This is a genomic window from Curtobacterium sp. C1, assembly GCF_021049325.1.
Taxonomy (GTDB): Bacteria; Actinomycetota; Actinomycetes; order Actinomycetales; family Microbacteriaceae; genus Curtobacterium; species Curtobacterium citreum.
This window is the reverse complement of sequence record NZ_CP088076.1, coordinates 953,687-971,847: the sequence shown is the minus strand read 5'-3', so window position 1 is coordinate 971,847 and position 18,161 is coordinate 953,687. Positions and strand designations below refer to the sequence as shown.

The 18,161-nt window shown below is 72.9% G+C and carries 16 protein-coding genes; 4 read left to right on the top strand and 12 right to left on the bottom strand.

Annotated features, from left to right (window positions below; genetic code table 11):
• Positions 1–30 precede the first annotated feature (30 nt).
• A complete protein-coding gene (locus tag LQK89_RS04780; protein ID WP_174778656.1) occupies positions 31–1,713 on the top strand; it encodes a long-chain-fatty-acid--CoA ligase in 1,683 nt (560 codons plus the stop codon).
• Here LQK89_RS04780 and LQK89_RS04775 read toward each other — a convergent pair.
• The 10 genes from LQK89_RS04775 to LQK89_RS04730 form a co-directional block, all read right to left on the bottom strand.
• A complete protein-coding gene (locus tag LQK89_RS04775) occupies positions 1,700–2,698 on the bottom strand; it encodes a DMT family transporter (protein ID WP_231050349.1) in 999 nt (332 codons plus the stop codon). The genes LQK89_RS04780 and LQK89_RS04775 overlap by 14 nt on opposite strands.
• On the bottom strand, positions 2,695–4,596 hold the full coding sequence (locus tag LQK89_RS04770; RefSeq protein ID WP_217507578.1) for an amino acid transporter: 1,902 nt from the start codon (positions 4,594–4,596) through the stop codon (positions 2,695–2,697). Before LQK89_RS04770 ends, LQK89_RS04775 begins: the two co-directional genes overlap by 4 nt.
• A gap of 129 nt (positions 4,597–4,725) precedes the next feature.
• Positions 4,726–5,574 (bottom strand): ABC transporter permease, encoded by an 849-nt coding sequence (locus LQK89_RS04765; RefSeq protein WP_217483555.1) that lies wholly within the window; start codon positions 5,572–5,574, stop codon positions 4,726–4,728.
• Positions 5,571–6,638, bottom strand: coding sequence for an ATP-binding cassette domain-containing protein (locus LQK89_RS04760; protein WP_231050348.1), 1,068 nt, complete (start codon positions 6,636–6,638; stop codon positions 5,571–5,573). Before LQK89_RS04760 ends, LQK89_RS04765 begins: the two co-directional genes overlap by 4 nt.
• A 51-nt stretch (positions 6,639–6,689) precedes the next feature.
• Positions 6,690–7,460 (bottom strand): hypothetical protein, encoded by a 771-nt coding sequence (locus LQK89_RS04755; protein ID WP_231050347.1) that lies wholly within the window; start codon positions 7,458–7,460, stop codon positions 6,690–6,692.
• Positions 7,461–7,580: 120 nt separating this feature from the next.
• The gene (locus LQK89_RS04750) at positions 7,581–9,278 is read right to left on the bottom strand and encodes an inositol monophosphatase family protein (protein WP_231050346.1); all 1,698 of its coding nucleotides are present in this window, start codon (positions 9,276–9,278) and stop codon (positions 7,581–7,583) included.
• A complete protein-coding gene (locus LQK89_RS04745; RefSeq protein WP_175324877.1) occupies positions 9,275–10,390 on the bottom strand; it encodes an ABC transporter ATP-binding protein in 1,116 nt (371 codons plus the stop codon). The genes LQK89_RS04750 and LQK89_RS04745 overlap by 4 nt, the downstream gene beginning before the upstream one ends.
• Positions 10,387–11,217 carry an ABC transporter permease gene (locus LQK89_RS04740; protein ID WP_058742253.1) on the bottom strand — a complete coding sequence of 277 codons (831 nt, stop codon included), beginning with the start codon at positions 11,215–11,217 and terminating at the stop codon, positions 10,387–10,389. Before LQK89_RS04740 ends, LQK89_RS04745 begins: the two co-directional genes overlap by 4 nt.
• The gene (locus LQK89_RS04735; protein WP_231050345.1) at positions 11,214–12,251 is read right to left on the bottom strand and encodes an ABC transporter permease; all 1,038 of its coding nucleotides are present in this window, start codon (positions 12,249–12,251) and stop codon (positions 11,214–11,216) included. The genes LQK89_RS04740 and LQK89_RS04735 overlap by 4 nt, the downstream gene beginning before the upstream one ends.
• Entirely contained in the window at positions 12,248–13,423 is a 1,176-nt protein-coding gene (locus tag LQK89_RS04730) for an extracellular solute-binding protein (RefSeq protein WP_231050344.1), read from the bottom strand. The genes LQK89_RS04735 and LQK89_RS04730 overlap by 4 nt, the downstream gene beginning before the upstream one ends.
• Positions 13,424–13,595: 172 nt before the next feature.
• Between LQK89_RS04730 and LQK89_RS04725 the strand changes: the two genes are divergently transcribed.
• Entirely contained in the window at positions 13,596–14,015 is a 420-nt protein-coding gene (locus LQK89_RS04725) for a DUF3054 domain-containing protein (RefSeq protein ID WP_231050343.1), read from the top strand.
• Between the two features lie 62 nt (positions 14,016–14,077).
• Positions 14,078–15,055, top strand: coding sequence for a LacI family DNA-binding transcriptional regulator (locus LQK89_RS04720; RefSeq protein WP_231050342.1), 978 nt, complete (start codon positions 14,078–14,080; stop codon positions 15,053–15,055).
• Between the two features lie 25 nt (positions 15,056–15,080).
• Here LQK89_RS04720 and LQK89_RS04715 read toward each other — a convergent pair whose 3' ends face one another.
• Positions 15,081–15,731 (bottom strand): spermidine/putrescine ABC transporter substrate-binding protein, encoded by a 651-nt coding sequence (locus LQK89_RS04715; RefSeq protein ID WP_231050341.1) that lies wholly within the window; start codon positions 15,729–15,731, stop codon positions 15,081–15,083.
• A 290-nt stretch (positions 15,732–16,021) separates the two neighbouring features.
• A complete protein-coding gene (locus tag LQK89_RS04710; protein ID WP_058742249.1) occupies positions 16,022–16,966 on the bottom strand; it encodes a DUF3097 domain-containing protein in 945 nt (314 codons plus the stop codon).
• 94 nt (positions 16,967–17,060) lie between these two features.
• Between LQK89_RS04710 and LQK89_RS04705 the strand changes: the two genes are divergently transcribed.
• Complete coding sequence (locus LQK89_RS04705) at positions 17,061–18,113, top strand: zinc-dependent alcohol dehydrogenase family protein (protein ID WP_175324872.1); 1,053 nt, start codon at positions 17,061–17,063, stop codon at positions 18,111–18,113.
• Positions 18,114–18,161 lie beyond the last annotated feature (48 nt).

Below are 18,161 nucleotides of genomic sequence, written 5' to 3'. Positions count from 1 at the left end.
TCGGCAGCACCCCGCCGGTAGGTTGGCCGGGTGAGCATCGACACGCCTCGTCCCTGGCTTGCCTCGTACGCCCCGGGGGTCCCGCACGACATCGAGGAGCCCACGGGCTCCCTCGCCGACATCGTGGAGCAGTCCGCGGCACGGTTCCCGGGGAAGGTGGCGCTCGAGTTCTTCGGCCGGACCACCACCTACGCGGACCTGCAGGAGCAGATCCTGCGCGCCGCGAACGGGCTGCGGAAGCTCGGCGTCACGGCGGGCGACCGGGTGGCCATCGTGCTGCCGAACTGCCCGCAGCACGTCGTGGCGTTCTACGCGGTGCTCCGGCTCGGCGCGATCGTCGTCGAGCACAACCCGCTCTACACGGCCCGCGAGCTCCGGCACCAGTTCGAGGACCACGGCGCGAAGGTCGCGATCGCGTGGGACAAGTCGGTCGCCACGCTGCAGGACTTCCCCGCCGACGTCGCCGTGGACGCGATCGTCTCGGTCGACCTGACCCGTGCGATGCCCCGCACGACGCGCCTCGCCCTGGCGCTGCCGGTCGCGAAGGCGCGGGAGTCCCGCGCGAAGCTGACCACGAACGTGCGCGGCACGACGAAGTGGGACGACCTGGTGTCGACGCGGAAGCTGTCGAAGCGACACCCGCGTCCGGCGACGAGCGACGTCGCCCTCATCCAGTACACGTCCGGCACCACCGGGGTGCCGAAGGGCGCGGTCCTCAGCCACCGGAACCTGCTCGCGAACGCCGCGCAGTCCCGTGCATGGGTGCCGCAGATCCGCCGCGGCGACAACACCGTGTACGCAGTGCTGCCGATGTTCCACGCCTACGGCCTGACGCTCTGCCTGACCTTCGCGATGAGCATGGCCTCGCGCCTGGTGCTCTTCCCGGCGTTCGACCCGGCCCTCGTCCTCAAGGCGATGAAGAAGCACCCGCCGACGTTCCTGCCCGCCGTGCCGCCGATCTACACGCGCCTGCAGCACGCCGCCGACTCGGCAAAGGTGTCGCTGCAGGGCATCGAGATCGGCATCTCCGGCGCGATGCCGCTGTCGCAGGACGTCGTCGAGCCGTGGGAGGCCCGCACCGGCGGGTACCTCGTCGAGGGCTACGGCCTGTCCGAGTGCTCCCCCGTGCTGATGGCGAACCCGGTCTCCCCGGAGCGGCGACTCGGCGCGATCGGTCTCCCGCTCTCGTCGACCGAGGCGCGTGTGGTCGACCCGGACGACCCGACGAAGGTGCTGGGCACGGGCGAGGCCGGCGAGCTCCAGGTGAAGGGCCCGCAGGTGTTCCGCGGGTACTGGGGCAAGGCCGAGGCGACCGACGAGGTCTTCACCCCGGACGGCTGGTTCCGCACCGGTGACGTGGTGTCGATCGACGCCGACGGCTTCGTCAGCATCGTCGACCGGCTCAAGGAACTCATCATCACCGGCGGCTTCAACGTGTCGCCGTCCGAGGTCGAGGACGCCCTGCTCAAGCACCCGAGCGTGCGCGAGGTCGCGGTCGTCGGCATCACGCAGGGCGGCAACGAGCAGGTCGTCGCTGCCGTCGTGCCGAAGGACCCGGGGACGTTCGACGCCGAGGCGCTCCGCGCGTGGTCCCGCGACCAGCTCGCCGCCTACAAGGTGCCGCGACGGATCGTCGTGGTCGAGGACCTGCCGCGCTCGATGATCGGCAAGGTGCTCCGGCGCAAGGTGCGCGACCAGATCACCGGGAACTGACGCGGATCGATCGCTCCCGCGCTGCCGGGCGTCCACCCGGCAGCGCGAGCAGCGCCAGGCCGCCGACCACGAGGGCGATGCCCACCCATCCGAGCATGCCGAGGTGCTCCCCGACGACGAGCACGGCGAGCACCGCGGCGACGACCGGCTCGAACAGGGACAGCAGCGTCGCGACCGAGGCGCTGACGCTCCGGAGTCCGACGGCGTACAGGGAGTGCCCGAGCACCGTCGGCACGAGCGCCAGGTAGAGGAACACCGGCCAGTTCACCCCGATCACGAGCGCGTCCCGACCGGCGACCAGGGCGAGGCCGACCAGCGGCAGCGCTGCGAGCCCGAACACCGCACCCAGGACGCCGCGCGCGTCACCGACGCCCGGTCCGCGCGCCGGCTCCGGCGCAGGGACCGGCACGGGCACGGTCCGCGTGGCCGCGTGCATCCCGCGCGCGACCGCCCACGAGTACGTCGCGTACGTCAGCCCGGCGAGCAGCGAACTCCCGAGCCCCACCGGCAGCGCCCCGGAGCCCGCGGCCTCGGAGCGTGCGAGCGTCACGAGCACCATGCCGGCGACGCTCACCACGGTCGCCAGGACCCACCTGCCGGTCACGCGCCGACGGTCGGCGACCCAGTCGACCAGCCCGGCGAACACCGGCGACGACCCGATCGCGACCGTGGTGCCGAGCGCGACCCCCGCGTCGGCGAGCGCGGCGTAGAAGGCCACCGCGTAGACGACGAGCGACGCGGCGCCGAGCAGCACCCAGCCGCGGGTCCCCGCCCGGCCGAGGGCGCGGACCGCCGGGCGACCGGTGGTCGCGGCGAGCAGGAGTCCGCCGAGCCCGAACGTGACGGCCCCGAACACGAACGCCGGGACCCCGGGGGCGAAGTGCGTCGCGGTGCCGGTCGTGCCCCACACCGTGGCGGCGACGAGCACCGCCACGGACCCGCCGAGCGGCCGGGAGGCGCGGTGCACGTCCGCCCCGTCGGTCACGACACGTGGACGGTCGGCCGCCGGTTCACGTCCGGTTCGGCTTCGCGGAGGACCTCTCGCGTGACCGGGGCGACGTCACCGACGCCCGTGAAGACGAACCGGATCGCGTTCCGGATCGGGTTGCCCTCGTTCCACTCGAAGTAGATGCCGGGCACGACCCCGGCGATGTCCCGGATCGCGAGCAGCGTCGACGCGATCGTGTTCGGCACGTTGCCCGAGCGCACCTTGAGCACGCGGTGCCCGTGCACGACGTGGCCCTCGACGAGCAGGTCCTCCTCGAAGTCCGACGAGTCGGCGGGCAGCACCTCGAGGAACATCGTCGGCACGCGGGCGGGGATGCCGGAGTCGCGTCGTTCCTCGCGTCCCTTCGCCTGGTACGCGGCAGCGGTGCCGGCACCCGGCTCGTTCGCGATGATGCACACGGCGCTGAACTGGTCGGCGTCGGCCTCGATGAACTGCCGGGCGACGGCGTCGAGCTCGATCGACGACGCCCGGAGCTCGAACGACCGGCGGACGCGGGAGACCAGCGAGACGACCACGATCGCGACGATGAACACGGCGGCGATCCGGACGCCGTCCGGCCGTTCGATGATGTTCGCGACGGTCGTGTAGACGAACGCGACGGTGATGACCCCGAAGGCGACCACGCGCTTCCGCTGCTGCTTCCTGCGCGCGGACAGCGTCACCGCGAAGGCGGCGCTCGTGATGAGCACGAGGACACCGGTCGCGTACGCCCCGCCCTGCGCGTCGACGTTCGCCTCGAACAGGATCGTGATGGCGAAGGCGATGAGCGTGAAGATGATCACGAGCGGACGCGTGGCACGGGCCCACTGCGGCGCCATCCCGTAGCGGGGCAGGAACCGGGGCACCAGGTTGAGCAGGCCCGCCATCGCGCTCGCACCCGCGAACCACAGGATCGCGACCGTCGAGAAGTCGTACACCGAGCCGAAGACGTTCCCGAGGTACTCGTGCGCCAGGAACGCCAGGGCACGCCCGTTCGCCTGGCCACCGGGCTGGAACTCGCGCTGCGGGATGAGGAACGTCGTCGCGATCGACGACGTGATGAGGAACGAGCTCATGATGATCGCCGCGGTGGTGAGCAGGCGACGCGTCCCCCGGATGCGGCCCTCGGGGCGTGCGCTCGTGCCGTCGGCCGCGTCGCCGCGGACCTGCGGCATGACCGCGACGCCGGTCTCGAAGCCGGACAGGCCGAGTGCGAGCTTCGGGAACACCACGAGCGCGATGCCGATCATCACGAGGGGGTTGCTGTGCTGCGTGGTGAGGCCGGTCCACCAGTCGTCGACCACGACGGGACGCTCGAACACGTGCCAGAGCGCGACCCCCACGACGACGGCGTTGAGCGTCAGGTACACGGCGACGAGCCCGACGGCGATGCCGATCGCCTCCTTGAAGCCGCGGAGGAACACGACGCCGAGCAGCAGGAGGAGCGCGAGCGTCAGGGGCACCGGGATGTCGGTGAACCAGTGCGGCGTGAAGGGGTTCTCGGCGATGTGCGCCGTCGCGTCGGCGGCCGACAGCGTCATGGTGATCATGAAGTCCGTCACCGCGAAGCCGAGCAGCACGAGCACGAAGAGCTTCCCCGCCCACCAGGGCAGGAGCTTCTCGAGCATCATGATCGAGCCGGCACCCTTGAAGCTGTCCTGCGCGACCCGGCGGTACACCGGGAGTGCACCGAACAGGGTCACGAGGACGAGCACGATCGTGGCGATCGGGGACAGCAGCCCGGCGGCGAGGGCCGCGATGGCCGGCTGGTAGCCGAGCGTCGAGAAGTAGTCGACGCCGGTCAGGCACATGACCCGCCACCACGGGTGGGTCTTCTCGACCTCGACCTGGTGCGGTCCCTGGTGCGAGGCCCCCTGGTCGGCTCCGTGCAGCATCCAGCGACGAAGCCTGGTGCTCCGGTCGGGGGCCTGCTCGGTGGCGTCGCGCTGGGCGGCGCGCTCGGCATCGGTCGCTGTCACGAGAGACGATGGTAAGCGGTCCCGGTGGTCCGCGGGAGCACGGGTCTACTTCGCGCTGATCCGGGTGTACTTGTCCACCGCCCACGGCACGAAGACCGCGAGCATCACGGCGATCCCGACGAGCACGGTGAGCACCGGGTGCTGCATCGTCCAGACGTCCGGCACGGGCGCCGTCCCGACGTTCCCGAACAGCTCACGCGCGGCCTGCACGAGGGACGACACCGGGTTCCACTCCGCGAACACGCGCAGGACGAGCGGCATCGTCTCGCTCGGCACGAACGCGTTCGAGATGAACGTCAGCGGGAACAGGATCATGAACGAGGCGTTGTTGATGACCTCCGGGGTCTTCACGCTCATCCCGAGCAGGGCCATCACCCAGCTGAACGCGTAGCTGAAGAGCAGCAGCAGCCCGACCCCGGCGAGGAACTCGTGCGGCGCGGACTGCACCCGCCACCCGACGGCGAGGCCGGTGGCCATCATGATCACCATCGAGATCCCGTTGAGCACGAGGTCCGAGTTCGTCCGCCCGACCAGCACGGCCGAGGCCGACATCGGCAGCGTCCGGAAGCGGTCGATCAGCCCCTCCTTCAGGTCCTGCGCCATCGCGGACCCGGAGAACGTCGCCCCGAACACGACGGTCTGGGCGAAGATCCCCGCCATCAGGAACTGCGTGTAGTCCGTCCCCCGCACCTGGATCGCGCCGCCGTAGACCTGGCTGAAGAGCAGCACGAACATGATCGGCTGCAGGACCGCGAACACGAGCATGTCCGGGGACCGCTTGATCTTCACGAGGTTCCGCTTCGTGACGGTCCAGCCGTCCTCGAACCAGACCGCGACGGGCGACGTGACGACGACGGGCAGCTGGCGTCCGGACGCCGTGCCGACGGCGGTCACCGGACACGCTCCGAGGCCTGGTCCGCCGTGTCGGCCGACGTCGTGCCGTGGTCACCGCGACCCCGCCGGGAGGATCGTCGCGGCCCCGCCCCGCCGGTCGCCGCCGCCTCGTCCGCCGTCGCGGCGTGGCCGGTGAGCCGGAGGAACACGTCGTCGAGGGTCGGGCGCCGCATGCCCGCGTCGTGCAGCTCGATCCCGGCGGCGCCGAGGTCGGCGAGCACCCGCTGGAGGGCGGCCGGACCGGCCTCGACCGCGATGCCCGAGGTCCGGCGGTCGCCGGAGGTCTCGACCGCGCCGACCCCGTACCGCTGCAGGACGGTGTGGACTGCGTCCGCGTCGGCCGGGTCGACGAGCGTGACGACCACGCGGTGGCCGCCGACCTGGGCCTTGAGCTCGTCCGCGGTGCCCTCGGCGATCACCGTGCCGTCGTCGATCACGGCGATGTCGTCGGCGAGCTGGTCGGCCTCCTCCAGGTACTGCGTGGTGAGCAGCACGGTCGCGCCGTCCGACACGAGACCCTCGATGATGCCCCAGAGCGCCAGGCGGCTACGCGGGTCGAGGCCGGTGGTCGGCTCGTCCAGGAACAGCACCCGCGGGTTCATCACGAGCGCACCCGCGAGGTCGATGCGCCGTCGCATGCCGCCGGAGAAGCCCTTGACGGGGCGGTCCCCGGCCTCGGACAGGTCGAACACCTCGATGAGCTCACGCGCCCGCTGCCGCGCCGTCCGGCGACCGAGGTGGTAGAGCCGGCCGATCATCTCGAGGTTCTCGAACCCGGTCAGGTTCTCGTCGACCGCCGCGTACTGCCCGGACACGCCGATCGAGCGCCGGGTGGCCTGCGGGTCGGCCACGACGTCGACGCCGTCGATCGTCGCGGTGCCGGAGTCGGGTGTGACCAGGGTGGTCAGCACCTTCACCGTCGTGGTCTTGCCCGCGCCGTTCGGCCCGAGGAGCGCCGTAACGGTCCCCTCGGGCACGGACAGGTCGAGCCCGGCCAGGGCGTGCACGGGGCCGGACTTCGACCGGTACGTCTTGGTCAGCCCGGAGGCCTCGATGATTGCCATGCCGCTCCTTCGTCGGACATGCTCGGTGTCGGAGGGTCGGTGGCCTCGGCGTCAGACGTCGAATCCGCCGCCCATGTCGCCACCGAAGTCGTCGAAGCCGCCGCCGCCCCCGAAGTCGGAGCCGCCACCGTCGTCGTACGACGTGTTCTCGGCACCAGTGTCCTCCGGACCACCGTCACCCGCAGCATCGGTACCGCCGTCGAACGATCCCGCGTCCGGCAGGAAGGCGCTCATGATCGCCGAACCGATGACGTAGCCGGCGACCGTGCCGAGGATCGAGGCACCGATCATCCTCCCGAACGAGGGACCGCCGCGCTGGCCCATCGCGCCGGCACCGCCGCCCATCCCGCCGAGCGACCGCTCCATGAACCCGGGCTGCCGGATCTCGGACCGCGTCGCCGCCTGGGCCAGGGAACGGGGGTCGTCCCCGCGCGGGGCCTCGCCGGCGGGCGCCGACCGGGTGAACTCGTCGTAGACCATCCGGCGCTGCTCGGGCGACAGGGTGGCGAACGCCTCAGCGTGGACCTCCTCGATGCGCTCCGGCGGTGCCGTGCGGAGGAGGTAGCGGTACCGTTCGACGGCCCGCTCGTCCTCGGCGGTCCCGCCCGCTCCCCCGGCGTCCGGCTGCTGCGGCGGGACCTGGTAGGACTGCTGCCCGTACCGGTACCCCTGCTGCTGCGCGGGCTGCTGCGGCTGCCCCCACTGCTGCTGCCCCCACTGCGGCTGCCCCCACTGCGGCTGTCCGGCCTGCGGCTGCCCCCACTGGTCCGGCGTCTGGCGGTCCCGGTCGGGACGGCCGAGCAGACGGTCGAGGAATCCCATGGCGATGCTCCTTCGGTGCGGGACGGCCCGGTCGGGACGTGCCGTGGACTGCCACCCTAGGGAGCGGCGACGACCGCTGACTGTACGCACGCACAGAGTCGGCCGAGAGCCCTCGCCCGCTCAGCTCGACGCGCCCCGACCCGCCGCCGACCCCGCGGCGAGCGCCGCCGTCCACACCGCGTGCAGCTCGTCCGCGGCGCCCGGGTGGGCGACGAGGAACGGCTCCCCCTCGGGCGGGAACCCGTCGACGGGACCACCCTGTGTGAGCACGACGCCACCGGCCTCGTGCACGAGCAGCACCGCGGCACCGTGGTCGACCGGCGAGAACGCACCGACGCAGCCCCCGACGCCCCGACCCGCGGCGACCTGGGCGATCGTCATCGTGCCCGAGCCCTGGACCCGCAGCGTGCACGACCGGTCGGCGAGGGCGCGCAGGAACGCCTCGAAGCCCGGCCACGGCCGGTGACCGTCCAGCTCGGTGCCCACGACGGCCCCGGCGAGGGAGCGCGGGACGTCGTCGAGCCGGAGCGGGCGCTCCCGGAGCACCGCGCCGCGCCCCCGCCGGGCCTCGAGGACCTCGCCGCGCCAGGGGTCGGCGACGACCCCGACGAGCGGACGTCCGCCCCGGACCAGGCACAGCGACATCGCGGTCCACGGCACGCCGTTGACCAGGTTCGTCGTGCCGTCGACGGGGTCCAGGTACCAGCGGTGGCGGTCGCCGGGGGACGCGCCGTACTCCTCGCCCGTGAAGCCGTGCGTCGGGAACGCGCTGCGGACCCGGGAGCGGACGAACTGCTCGACCATCCGGTCGACGTCGGTCACGAGGTCCGCGACGTGCGCCTTCGTCGCGACCTCGCCGACGGGGTGCTCGCGCGTGAACGCGATCACCTCGTGCGCCAACCGGTGCGCGAGCGCCTGCGCCCGCGAGGCGACCTCGGTCTCGGTCGGCTCCCGGTCCCCGGCGTCCGGTGCGCGGCGCGCGGCGGCCTCGACCGCCGCCCGGACCAGGCCGACGTCGTTCGTGGTGATCGAGTCGACGCCCTGCGCGGCGGCCCAGGCGGCCGGCTCGGCCTCGTCGACGGTCCACACCGAGACCTGCAGGCCGAGGGCGTGCGCCGTGGTGACGGTGTCGGGCGTCAGGAACGCGAGCTCCAGGTTGAGCGTGGAGGGTGCGAGCTCGTCGAGGTCCTCGGGCCTGGGCGGCAGCAGCGACTCCCACGCCAACCAGACGTCGGCGTCCGGGAGCACCGAGCGCACCGCGACCATCGCCGGCACCGAGCCGCACCAGGCGACGGGGACCGACCCGCCGTGCCCGGCGACCGTGCGGGCGGCGACGACGGCGTCCTCCGGGTCGGTCAGGTCGACGAGCAGCGTGGTGGACTCGCCGTCCAGCCGTTCGAGCACGGCGTCGAGCCGCGGGATGCGGTCGATCCCGTTGCCGAGCCGGGCGACGTCGCACCAGTCGACGTCCGCGACGCGGCGGGCGTCGCCCCACATCCGGCCGAGGGTCTCGTCGTGCAGCAGGACCGCGACGCCGTCCGCCGTGCGTCGGACGTCGACCTCGATCGTCTCCGCGCCGAGCGCCGCCGCGACGGCGACCGCCGGGAGCGTGTTCTCGCGCCGGACCCGCGGCGCACCGCGGTGGGCGACGAGGCGTGGCGGACGGGCACCGTGCCTCCCGGCCGGACCAGGGGGTGCCACCGCGACGGACGCGGCGGACCCGACCACGTCGTCCGACGCGGCGGACCCGACCGCTGGGACGGACACGGCGGACGCGACCGAACCGACCACGTCGGCCGCGCGCTGCGCGGCGGTCACCGGACCACCTCGGCGAGCAGGCCGGCACGGTAGACCAGGACCTCGCCCAGCCGCACGCCGGTCTCGCTCCCGACCGCGGGTGGCGGCCCGGTCACGTACGCCCGGAGCTCGGCGTCGTCCGCGGCGAGGACGACCTCGGCGAAGTGCCCGCGCACCAGGACGCGCGCGACGGTCGCGCGGAGCGGCGAGTCCTCGCAGAGCGTCACCTGCTCCGGTCGGACGAGCACCGTGTCGTCCGCACCGACGGTCGCGGGCGTCCCGGTCAGGAACCGACCGGCCACCGTGCTCGTGGACCCGATGAAGCCGGCGACGAACAGCGTCGCTGGTCGGGCGTAGAGCGCCGCGGGCGTCGCGATCTGCTCGATCCGACCGTCGTGCATGACCGCGATCCGGTCCGAGATGCTGAGCGCCTCGTCCTGGTCGTGCGTGACGATCACGGTCGTGATGCCGAGGCGCTGCTGGATGCGCCGGATCTCGTCACGGACGCCGACGCGGAGCTTCGCGTCGAGGTTCGACAGCGGCTCGTCGAGGAGCAGCACGTCCGGCTCCTGCACGACCGCGCGCGCGAGCGCGACGCGCTGCTGCTCGCCACCCGAGATCGCGGTCGGCTTCGAGGTCGCGTGGTGCGTCAGCCCCACCAGCTCGAGCGCGGCGCGCACCCGCTCTGCCGTCTGTGCCTTCGCCACGCGACGGGTGCGGAGCGGGAACGCCACGTTCTGCGTGACTGTCATGTGCGGCCAGAGCGCGTAGTTCTGGAACACCATCGCGCTCGGCCGGCGCTCCGGCCCGAGGGTCGTCACGTCCCGGTCACCCATGGTCACCACGCCGGCGTCGGCCGTCAGGAACCCCGCCACCATCCGGAGCGTGGTCGTCTTGCCGCATCCGGAGGGCCCGAGCAGCGAGACGAGCTCGCCCGGTGCGACGTCGAGGTCGATGCCGGCGACGACGTCGCGCCCGCCGAGGGTCTTCCGCAGACCGTGCACGGACAGTCCGGTGGACGCGCTGCGGTCCTGCGCGGGGTCGAGGGATCCGGCCGGGAGGCGCGTGGCGCGGTCCGTGAGCAGGGGTGCGTCCGTCATCTGGTCGCCCTTCTGGGTGGTCGTGTCGGTCATCGGATCTGGAAGCCGTCCGCCAGACGGCCGCCCATGACGTGCTTCCGCGCCAGGGTCATGAGCAGGACGGACGGGATGCTCAGCGCGATCGCGAACACCGCCGAGACCTGCCGCGGCGAGTTCAGGACGAGCGAGTACATCTCGGTCGGCATCGTCATGTAGGTCGGGGCGCCGACGAGGTACGTGCCCTGGGCCTCGTCGAACGAGGCGAGGAACGACATCACGACGGCGACCAGGATCCCCGGCCACGCGATCGGCAGCGTGACGGTCGTGAAGGTGCGCCAGCGGCCGGCGCCGGCGTCGCGGGCGGCCTCCTCGAGGGAGCGCGGGACGGCGGAGAACGCGGCGGCGGGCAACCACGTCATGAACACCACGCACCCGAGGACGTGCACGATGAGGATCCCCGCGACGGTGTTCATCAGGTCGAGCGCGGTGAACATCGCGGACATCGTCACGAACAGGCCCATCTTCGGGAACGCGTTCGTCGCGAACAGCCCGACGAGCACCACCCGCCGGCCCGGGAAGTCGATCCGGCTGATCGCCCACGCCGCCGGCAGGCACACCACGGCCGCGATGGCCACCGTGAGCGGGGCGAGCACGAGCGAGTTCTGCACCGCGACGCCGAGCCCGGGGTCGTCGAACACGGTGGTCCACCAGTGCAGCGTCCACCCGTCCGGCAGCAGGTTCGGGTACGTCCAGCTCGTCGCGAACGCGCGGGCCGCGAGCCACAGGAGCGGGCCGGCGATGAACACGGCCAGCACGGCCGCGGTGGCCCACACGAGCGCGGTCCCGGTGGCGCGCCGGATCGTCCCGCCGTGCTGCGTCATCGTGATGCTCCCTTCGTCGCGAGCTCCCGTGCGTTCGCCCGCACGGTGGAGCGGATGTAGAAGACGCTCGCCGCGGCGGCGAAGGCGAACACGACGAACGCCATCGCGGTGGACTGCTGCGGGCGGTTGTAGGCCTGGAAGTACTTCGCGATGTCGACACCGAGCATCGACGGGGCGTTCGGGCCGGTGAAGTACGGCACCGTGAACGACCCGAGGACCCCGATCACCGTGAAGGTCGTCGCGATCACGAGCGGGGTCGCGGCCATCGGCAGGAGCACCCGGAAGACCACCCGCCACGTCCCCGCGCCGGCGTCCCGGGCCGCGTCGACGAGCGCGTCGGGCACGCCCTGCAGCGCACCCGCGATCATGAGCACCGCGAACGGCAGGCTCGTCCAGACGCTGCCGAAGACGACCGCCACGAGGGTGTACCCCCACACCGGCAGGTCGAGCCCGACCTGCGCGCCGAGGCTCCTGACGAACCCCTGGCCGTCCGTGAAGGTCAGCACCGACCAGCTCGCGATGACGACCGGCACGAAGATCGGCACGACCGCCAGGACGCTGAGCGTCGACCCGACCACACCGCCGCGGAGCCGGAGCACGACCGCGACGACGACCGCGAGCGCGACCGTCAGGCCGGTCGACAGCGCGGTCACGCCGAGCGTCGCAACCAGGTCGCGGCGGAAGACCGGGTCGCCGAGCAGCGCGCCGTAGACCGCGAACGAGAACCCGTGCACGGTGTCCTGCCCGATGTCGGCGAGCGCCTGGTTGAGGCCGCCGGTGGAGCCGAGCGAGAACAGTCCGGCGTTCACCACGGGGACGCCGACGAAGAGCACGACGACGAGCACCGGGGCGGCGACGAGCGCGAGCCCGGTCCAGGCGGCGCGGCGCCGACGGCGGCGCTCCTCCGGGGACGGTCCGGGCTGCTGGTGTGCGCGGCGCGGCGTGCCGGTGCGTCCGGTCGGAGCCGGCGACGGGGCGGGCGGGAGGCCCGTGGCGGAGTCGCCACGGGCCTCCCGGTCGGTCACCTGCGTCACTGCGGGACCTTCGCGTCCCACGCCGCGTTCATGTCGGCGGCGAACTGGCTCTGGAAGCCGAGGCGGAGGGTCGACGGATCGGCGTCGGCGAACTGCTGGGCGACCGACTTCGGGAGCGAGTCGAGCGGGACCACCGGGTAGCCGGAGACGGCGCTCGCGACGAGCTGCTGCCCCTTCGACGACAGGACGAAGTCGGCGAGTTCCTCCGCGGCCTGCTTCTTGGCCTCCGGCTCGGTCTTCGGGATGCCGAGGAAGCTCGCGCTCCCGGTGAACGACGGGTCGGAGATCTGCGTGAAGGCGACGTCCTTGCCGATCGTGCCGGCCTTCTGCGCGGTGATGAACTGGTCGCTCCACACCGGGGCCATGGCGATCTGCCCGGAGCCGAGGAGCTGCAGGACCTGGTCGTTGCCGTTCGGGTACACGCCCTTCTGGTACGTCGACGGGCCGAGGTCCTTCAGGGTCTGGAACCCCTCGTCCCACTTCGACTCGAGCGACTTGTCGTACGAGGTCTGCATCGTCGCCTGCTCGGACTCGGACATGTACTTCGCGAGCACCGTCATGACGAACGCGCCGCCCGAGCCGCCCGACGCCGGGGAGTTGTACGCGAACTCCCCCGGGTGCTGCTTGATCCACGCCAGCAGGTCGTCGAGGGTCTTCGGCGGGTCGGTGACCTTCTTCGTGTCGTAGGCGAGCAGGACGCTCGACGCCCGGTACGGGATCGCGGCGTCGCCGCCCTGCCGCTTCGTCGCCGCGGGGACGTTCTTCAAGTTGGGGATCGCGCTGGCGCTGACCGTGGACAGGAGCCCGGCCTTGCCGACGGTGGCGACCCAGCCGGCGTCGACCAGGTCGTACGCGACGGTCTTGTCCGCCTTGACCGCGGTGGCCAGGTTCGCCTGGGTCTGGGCGTCGTGCTGCCCGTGCAGGTCGATGCTCGTCGAGACGTGGACGTTCGGGTGGGCCTTCTCGAACGCGGGGATGAGCGACCCGTCCCAGAGTGCCTGGACGTTGGTGTCGCCGCTGATGAACACGGTGAGGTTCGTGGTGCCGGTGCTCGCGTCGTCGCCGGCGCTCGAGGCGTTCGCGCTCTGGACGCAGCCGGACAGGGCGACGGCTGCGGTGGCGGCGATCGCGATGCCGGCGAGGGACCGGGGGTGCACGGCTCGTGTCTTCACGTCGGGGGTCTCCTGGTTCGTGGGGTCGGGAGGTGCGGGAACGTTCCCGCACGGTGGTCGAGTGTGGCGACCCCGGGTGAACGACGGGTGCCGGAGACGTCGCCACCCGGTGAACTCGACGTACCGGGACGTTCAGGCTCCGGCCCACTGCGCAGCCTGCGATGATGACGGCATGCACGCACGCACCCGTACCTGGACCGCTGCGGTCGTCGACGTCGTCCTGGTCGTCGCGTTCGCGACCATCGGGCGTTCGTCGCACGGCGAGGCGACCTCGGCCGCCGGCGTCTGGACGACCGCGTACCCGTTCCTCGCCGGGTGGCTCGTCGGCTTCCTCGTCGTCCGGGCCTGGCGTGCGCCGATGCGCGTGTGGCCCACGGGCGTGGTCGTCTGGGTGGCCACGGTCGTCGTCGGGCTGCTGCTCCGCGTGGTGACCGGTCAGGGGGACGTCTCCGGCGACCCCCTCCCGCTGTCGTTCGTGATCGTCGCGACGATCGTCCTCGCCGTGTTCCTGGTCGGGTGGCGCGCGGTCGTGGCCGCGGTCACCGGCGCGCGTCGCTCGCGCCGGACCCGGCACCCCGCGGCGGGCAGGTGAGCGGCGAGGCCGACGGCGACCGGCAACCCCGGGGGCGCGGCGCACAACCGACGATCCTCGACGTGGCAGCCCGCGCGGGCGTCTCGAAGTCCGCGGTGTCCCGGGTGCTGTCCGGTACCGGACGGTTCTCCGACGAGACCCGTGAGCGCGTCGAACGTGCTGCGGCCGAGCTCGGGTACGTCGCGAACGCCATGGCGCGGGGGCTCGTCAGCGGCCGCACGCACACCATCGGGATGCTCGTCCGTGACGCCTCGTCAATGGTCTACACCGCGCTGCACGCCGTGATGGAACGGCGGGCCTCCGAGCTCGGGTACCGCGTCGTGACGACCACCGGCGTCGGACGCGTGCAGGACGAGAAGTCCGCACTTGCCGCCCTCGTGTCGATGCGCGTCGACGGACTCGTGGTCTGCAGCGGCCTCATGCCCGCGGCGGAGATCGCCGAGTTCGCGCCCCGCATCGCGACGGTCGTCGCCGGTCGACCCGAGCTGCACCCGGCGCTGTCGAGCGTGTACTGCGACGAGACGCACGGCGGCGCGACGATCGCGGACACGGTCGTCGCAGCGGGTCACCGGACCGCGGTCGTGCTCACCGTCCCGGTCGGCGACGCCCTGACCCAGCACGCTCGCACCCACGCGATGGTCGAGCGGCTCCGGGAGCGCGGGGTGCGCGTGGTCGACCTCGACGCGAGCTTCGTCCGACCGGTGTCCGAGCTGGCCGCGGACGTCCAGGACGTCGTGCGCGAGTCCGGTGCCACGGCCGTGATGTGCCCGACCGACCGGCTGATGCTCGAGCTCTGCGACGCGCTGTCCCGCCGCGGGATCCGTGTGCCCGAGGACCTCTCGGTGACCGGGTTCGACGGGGTCTTCCCGCTGGCCAACGACTGGATCGGCTTCACGACCCTCGAGCAGCCCATCGAGCGGATCGGCCGTGAGGCCATCGACCTCGTCGTCGGCCGCATCGACGACCCTTCGCGCCCGGTCGAGCACCGGTCGCTCCGCGGCACCGTCATCCGGGGTCGGACGCTCCGCGCGGTGTCCTGACGATCGCCGCGCTGGTGCTGCCTGCTCAGAACAGGCCGTCGCGGGTGGTCTCCGGGCCGTCGAACCCGCGGAACATGTCCGACACGAGCGCCGCGATCTGCGGTTCCACCAGGCGCTCGACGGCCTCGGCGATCCGCGGGCGGTGTTCCACGAGCGCCAGGCACACGGCCGTCCCGGTCGCGCGGGCGCACTCGTCGGACAGGGCGATCTCGTGCCGGAGCGCGGCCTTCGCTTCCTCGGACAGGGGTTCGCGCGGGGCCTGCTCCGCGGCGCCCGTGCCGGTCAACTCGCCGAGGGTGAACAGGAACGGCTCCCCCGCCGAGGGCTCCGGGTCGACGTCGAGTCCCTGGAACTCGGGCGACAGTCCCTCGGTCGGCTGGTACCCCGCGTGCCGCTTCCGTGCCGCGGCCCGTTCGAGCTCGCGCTGCAGCAGCGGGAGGTTCTTCGCCGTGTAGTCGTCCACGGCGTCCTCGATGATCGTCGAGATCCGCCCGATCAGTGCGTGCTGCACGGCGTGCGGGACGTCCGGCCCGAAGCCCGCCGCCGAGGCGATCGGCGACCCGGTGCACTTCCGGCAGATCCGGGTCCGCGGCCGTGCGGTCCCGATCTGCCACCGCGGCAGCCAGCGGAGCCACACGTCGACGGCGCCGCGCACACGCCCGTCGATGCCGTCCATCCTTCAACAGTAGGCCGCGACACGCCGTTCACCCCGGGACCGCGCGCGAGCGGGAGGAAACGGATCGCTCAGCCGGACAGGTCCCGCCGATTCCGCCCGCTCACGCGCACGCGCGTCCGACGCGGGAGCGCCCACCCCGGCGAGTGGGCGGGAACGGATGGCTCAGGCGGACGCGCGCCGCGGATTCCGCCCGCTCGCGTGGGCGAGGCGGGCACGCGGGCAGGCCGCAACGGCCGGGAGGCACGTGGTGCGCCCGCCCCGCAGCAGGAGCGCGCGGGTGGCCGGGTGGGTCAGGCCTTCGGCTCGGTGACGAAGTCGATGAGCTCCTCGACGCGTCCGAGCAACTGCGGCTCCAGGTCGGCGAAGGTCCGCACCTGCCCGAGGATCCGCTGCCAGGCACGGGCGACGTCCGCCTGCTCGTCCGCGGGCCAGCCGAGGTGCTGCAGGATCCCCTTCTTCCACTCGATCGAGCGTGGGATCGTCGGCCACGCGGTCAGCCCGAGCCGCGACGGCTTCACCGACTGCCAGACGTCCACGAACGGGTGCCCGACGACCAGGACGTGCGCGCCCCACTTCCCGCGCATCACGGCGTCGGCGAAACGGGACTCCTTCGACCCGGGGACGAGGTGGTCGACGAGCACGCCGACACGACGGTCGCGCGAGGGCCGGAACTCGTCGAGCACCTCGGCGAGGTTGTCGACGCCCTCCAGGTACTCGACCACGACGCCCTCGACGCGGAGGTCGGCGCCCCAGACCTTCTCGACGAGCTCGGCGTCGTGCCTGCCCTCGACCATGATCCGCGACGGGAGCGCCACCCGCGCGCGCTGCTGCTCGACCGCGAACGACCCGGACGCGGTGCGGAGGCGACCACCGTCGGACGCGTGCCGGACGGCGGGCGCTGCCCCGATCCTCCCGGCCGGGGCCGCCGCACCACCTGTCGGACCGGCGGCCGGACGCGCACCCCCGGAGCGGCCGACCGGGGCCTGCGGGCGGCCGAGCGTGACGAGCTCCCCTTCGAGCAGGAACTGCCCGGTGAAGGGGAAGGCGCGGGTGCGTCCCTTCCAGTCCTCCAAGGAGACGTTGCCCGCCTCGAGGCCCACGACGGCGCCCGCCCAGCCGGAGTCCGGGTCCTCGAGCACCATGTCGCGCTCGAGCGGCACCTGCCGCACCTTCTTGACGCCCTGCGAGCGCCAGTCGCCCGAGAGCACGTCACTGCCGTACCGGTCGTCGTCCACCCGGGAAGCGTAGTGTCGACGGGTCCCGCAACGGCGCCGGCACCCTGGCGCGTCTCGGCACGCGCCGTGACCACCACCGATCGGAAGGCCCATCGTGCGCGCAACCGTCATCCATGCCCCCCGCGACATCCGCGTCGAGGAGCGTGACGCCCCCACCGTCATCGACCCCACCGACGCCGTCGTCAAGGTCACCGCCGCCTGTGTGTGCGGGTCGGACCTCTGGCCGTACCGCGGCGTCCGCGACACGACGGAGCCCCGTGCGATCGGGCACGAGTTCGTCGGTGTCGTCGAGTCCGTCGGCGACGCGGTCACCGGCCTGTCCGTCGGCGACTTCGTGATCGCACCGTTCACCACGAACGACGGCACCTGCCAGGCTTGTGCACACGGCATGACGAGCGGCTGCGACCACGGCTCGACCTTCGGCGTGACGCCGGACGCGTACGGTCACCCGCTGGGCGGCGCGCAGGCCGAGTACGTCCGCGTGCCGGACGCCGCCGCGACGCTCGTCGTCGTGCCGGGTCCCGTGGACGACGACCTCGTGCCCTCGCTGCTGACGCTGTCGGACGTCTTCTCGACCGGGCACCACGCGGCCGTCTCCGCCGGGGTCGGGCCGGGCAAGACCGTCGTGGTCGTCGGCGACGGCGCGGTCGGGCTGTCCGCCGTGCTCGCGGCCGCGCGCCTGGGTGCCGAGCGGATCATCGCGATGAGCCGGCACGCCGACCGTCAGGCCCTCGCGCGGGAGTTCGGCGCGACGGACGTCGTCGAGACCCGCGGCGACGAGGGCGTCGCGGCGGTGCGGGAGCTGCTCGGCGGGGACCTCGCGGACTGCGCCCTCGAGGCCGTGGGCACCGCGGAGAGCATGGACCAAGCGCTCCGGGTCGTCCGTCCCGGTGGCGCGGTCGGCTACGTGGGCGTCCCGGCGGGCGACCCCGAGCTGCCGATGCCGTTCCTGTTCGCGAAGAACATCACCGTCGGTGGCGGCATGGCCCCGGCGCGCGCGTACATCCCCGAGCTGCTGCCCGACGTGCTGTCGCGGGCGATCGAGCCGGGCAAGGTGTTCGACCTCGAGCTGCCGCTCGAGCAGGCGCCCGAGGCGTACGCGGCGATGGACGAGCGGCGGGCGATCAAGGTGCTGCTGCGCCCGTAGCGCGCGGCGCGCGCGGGCGCGGTGCGCGGTGCGCCCGGCGGGCGGGAC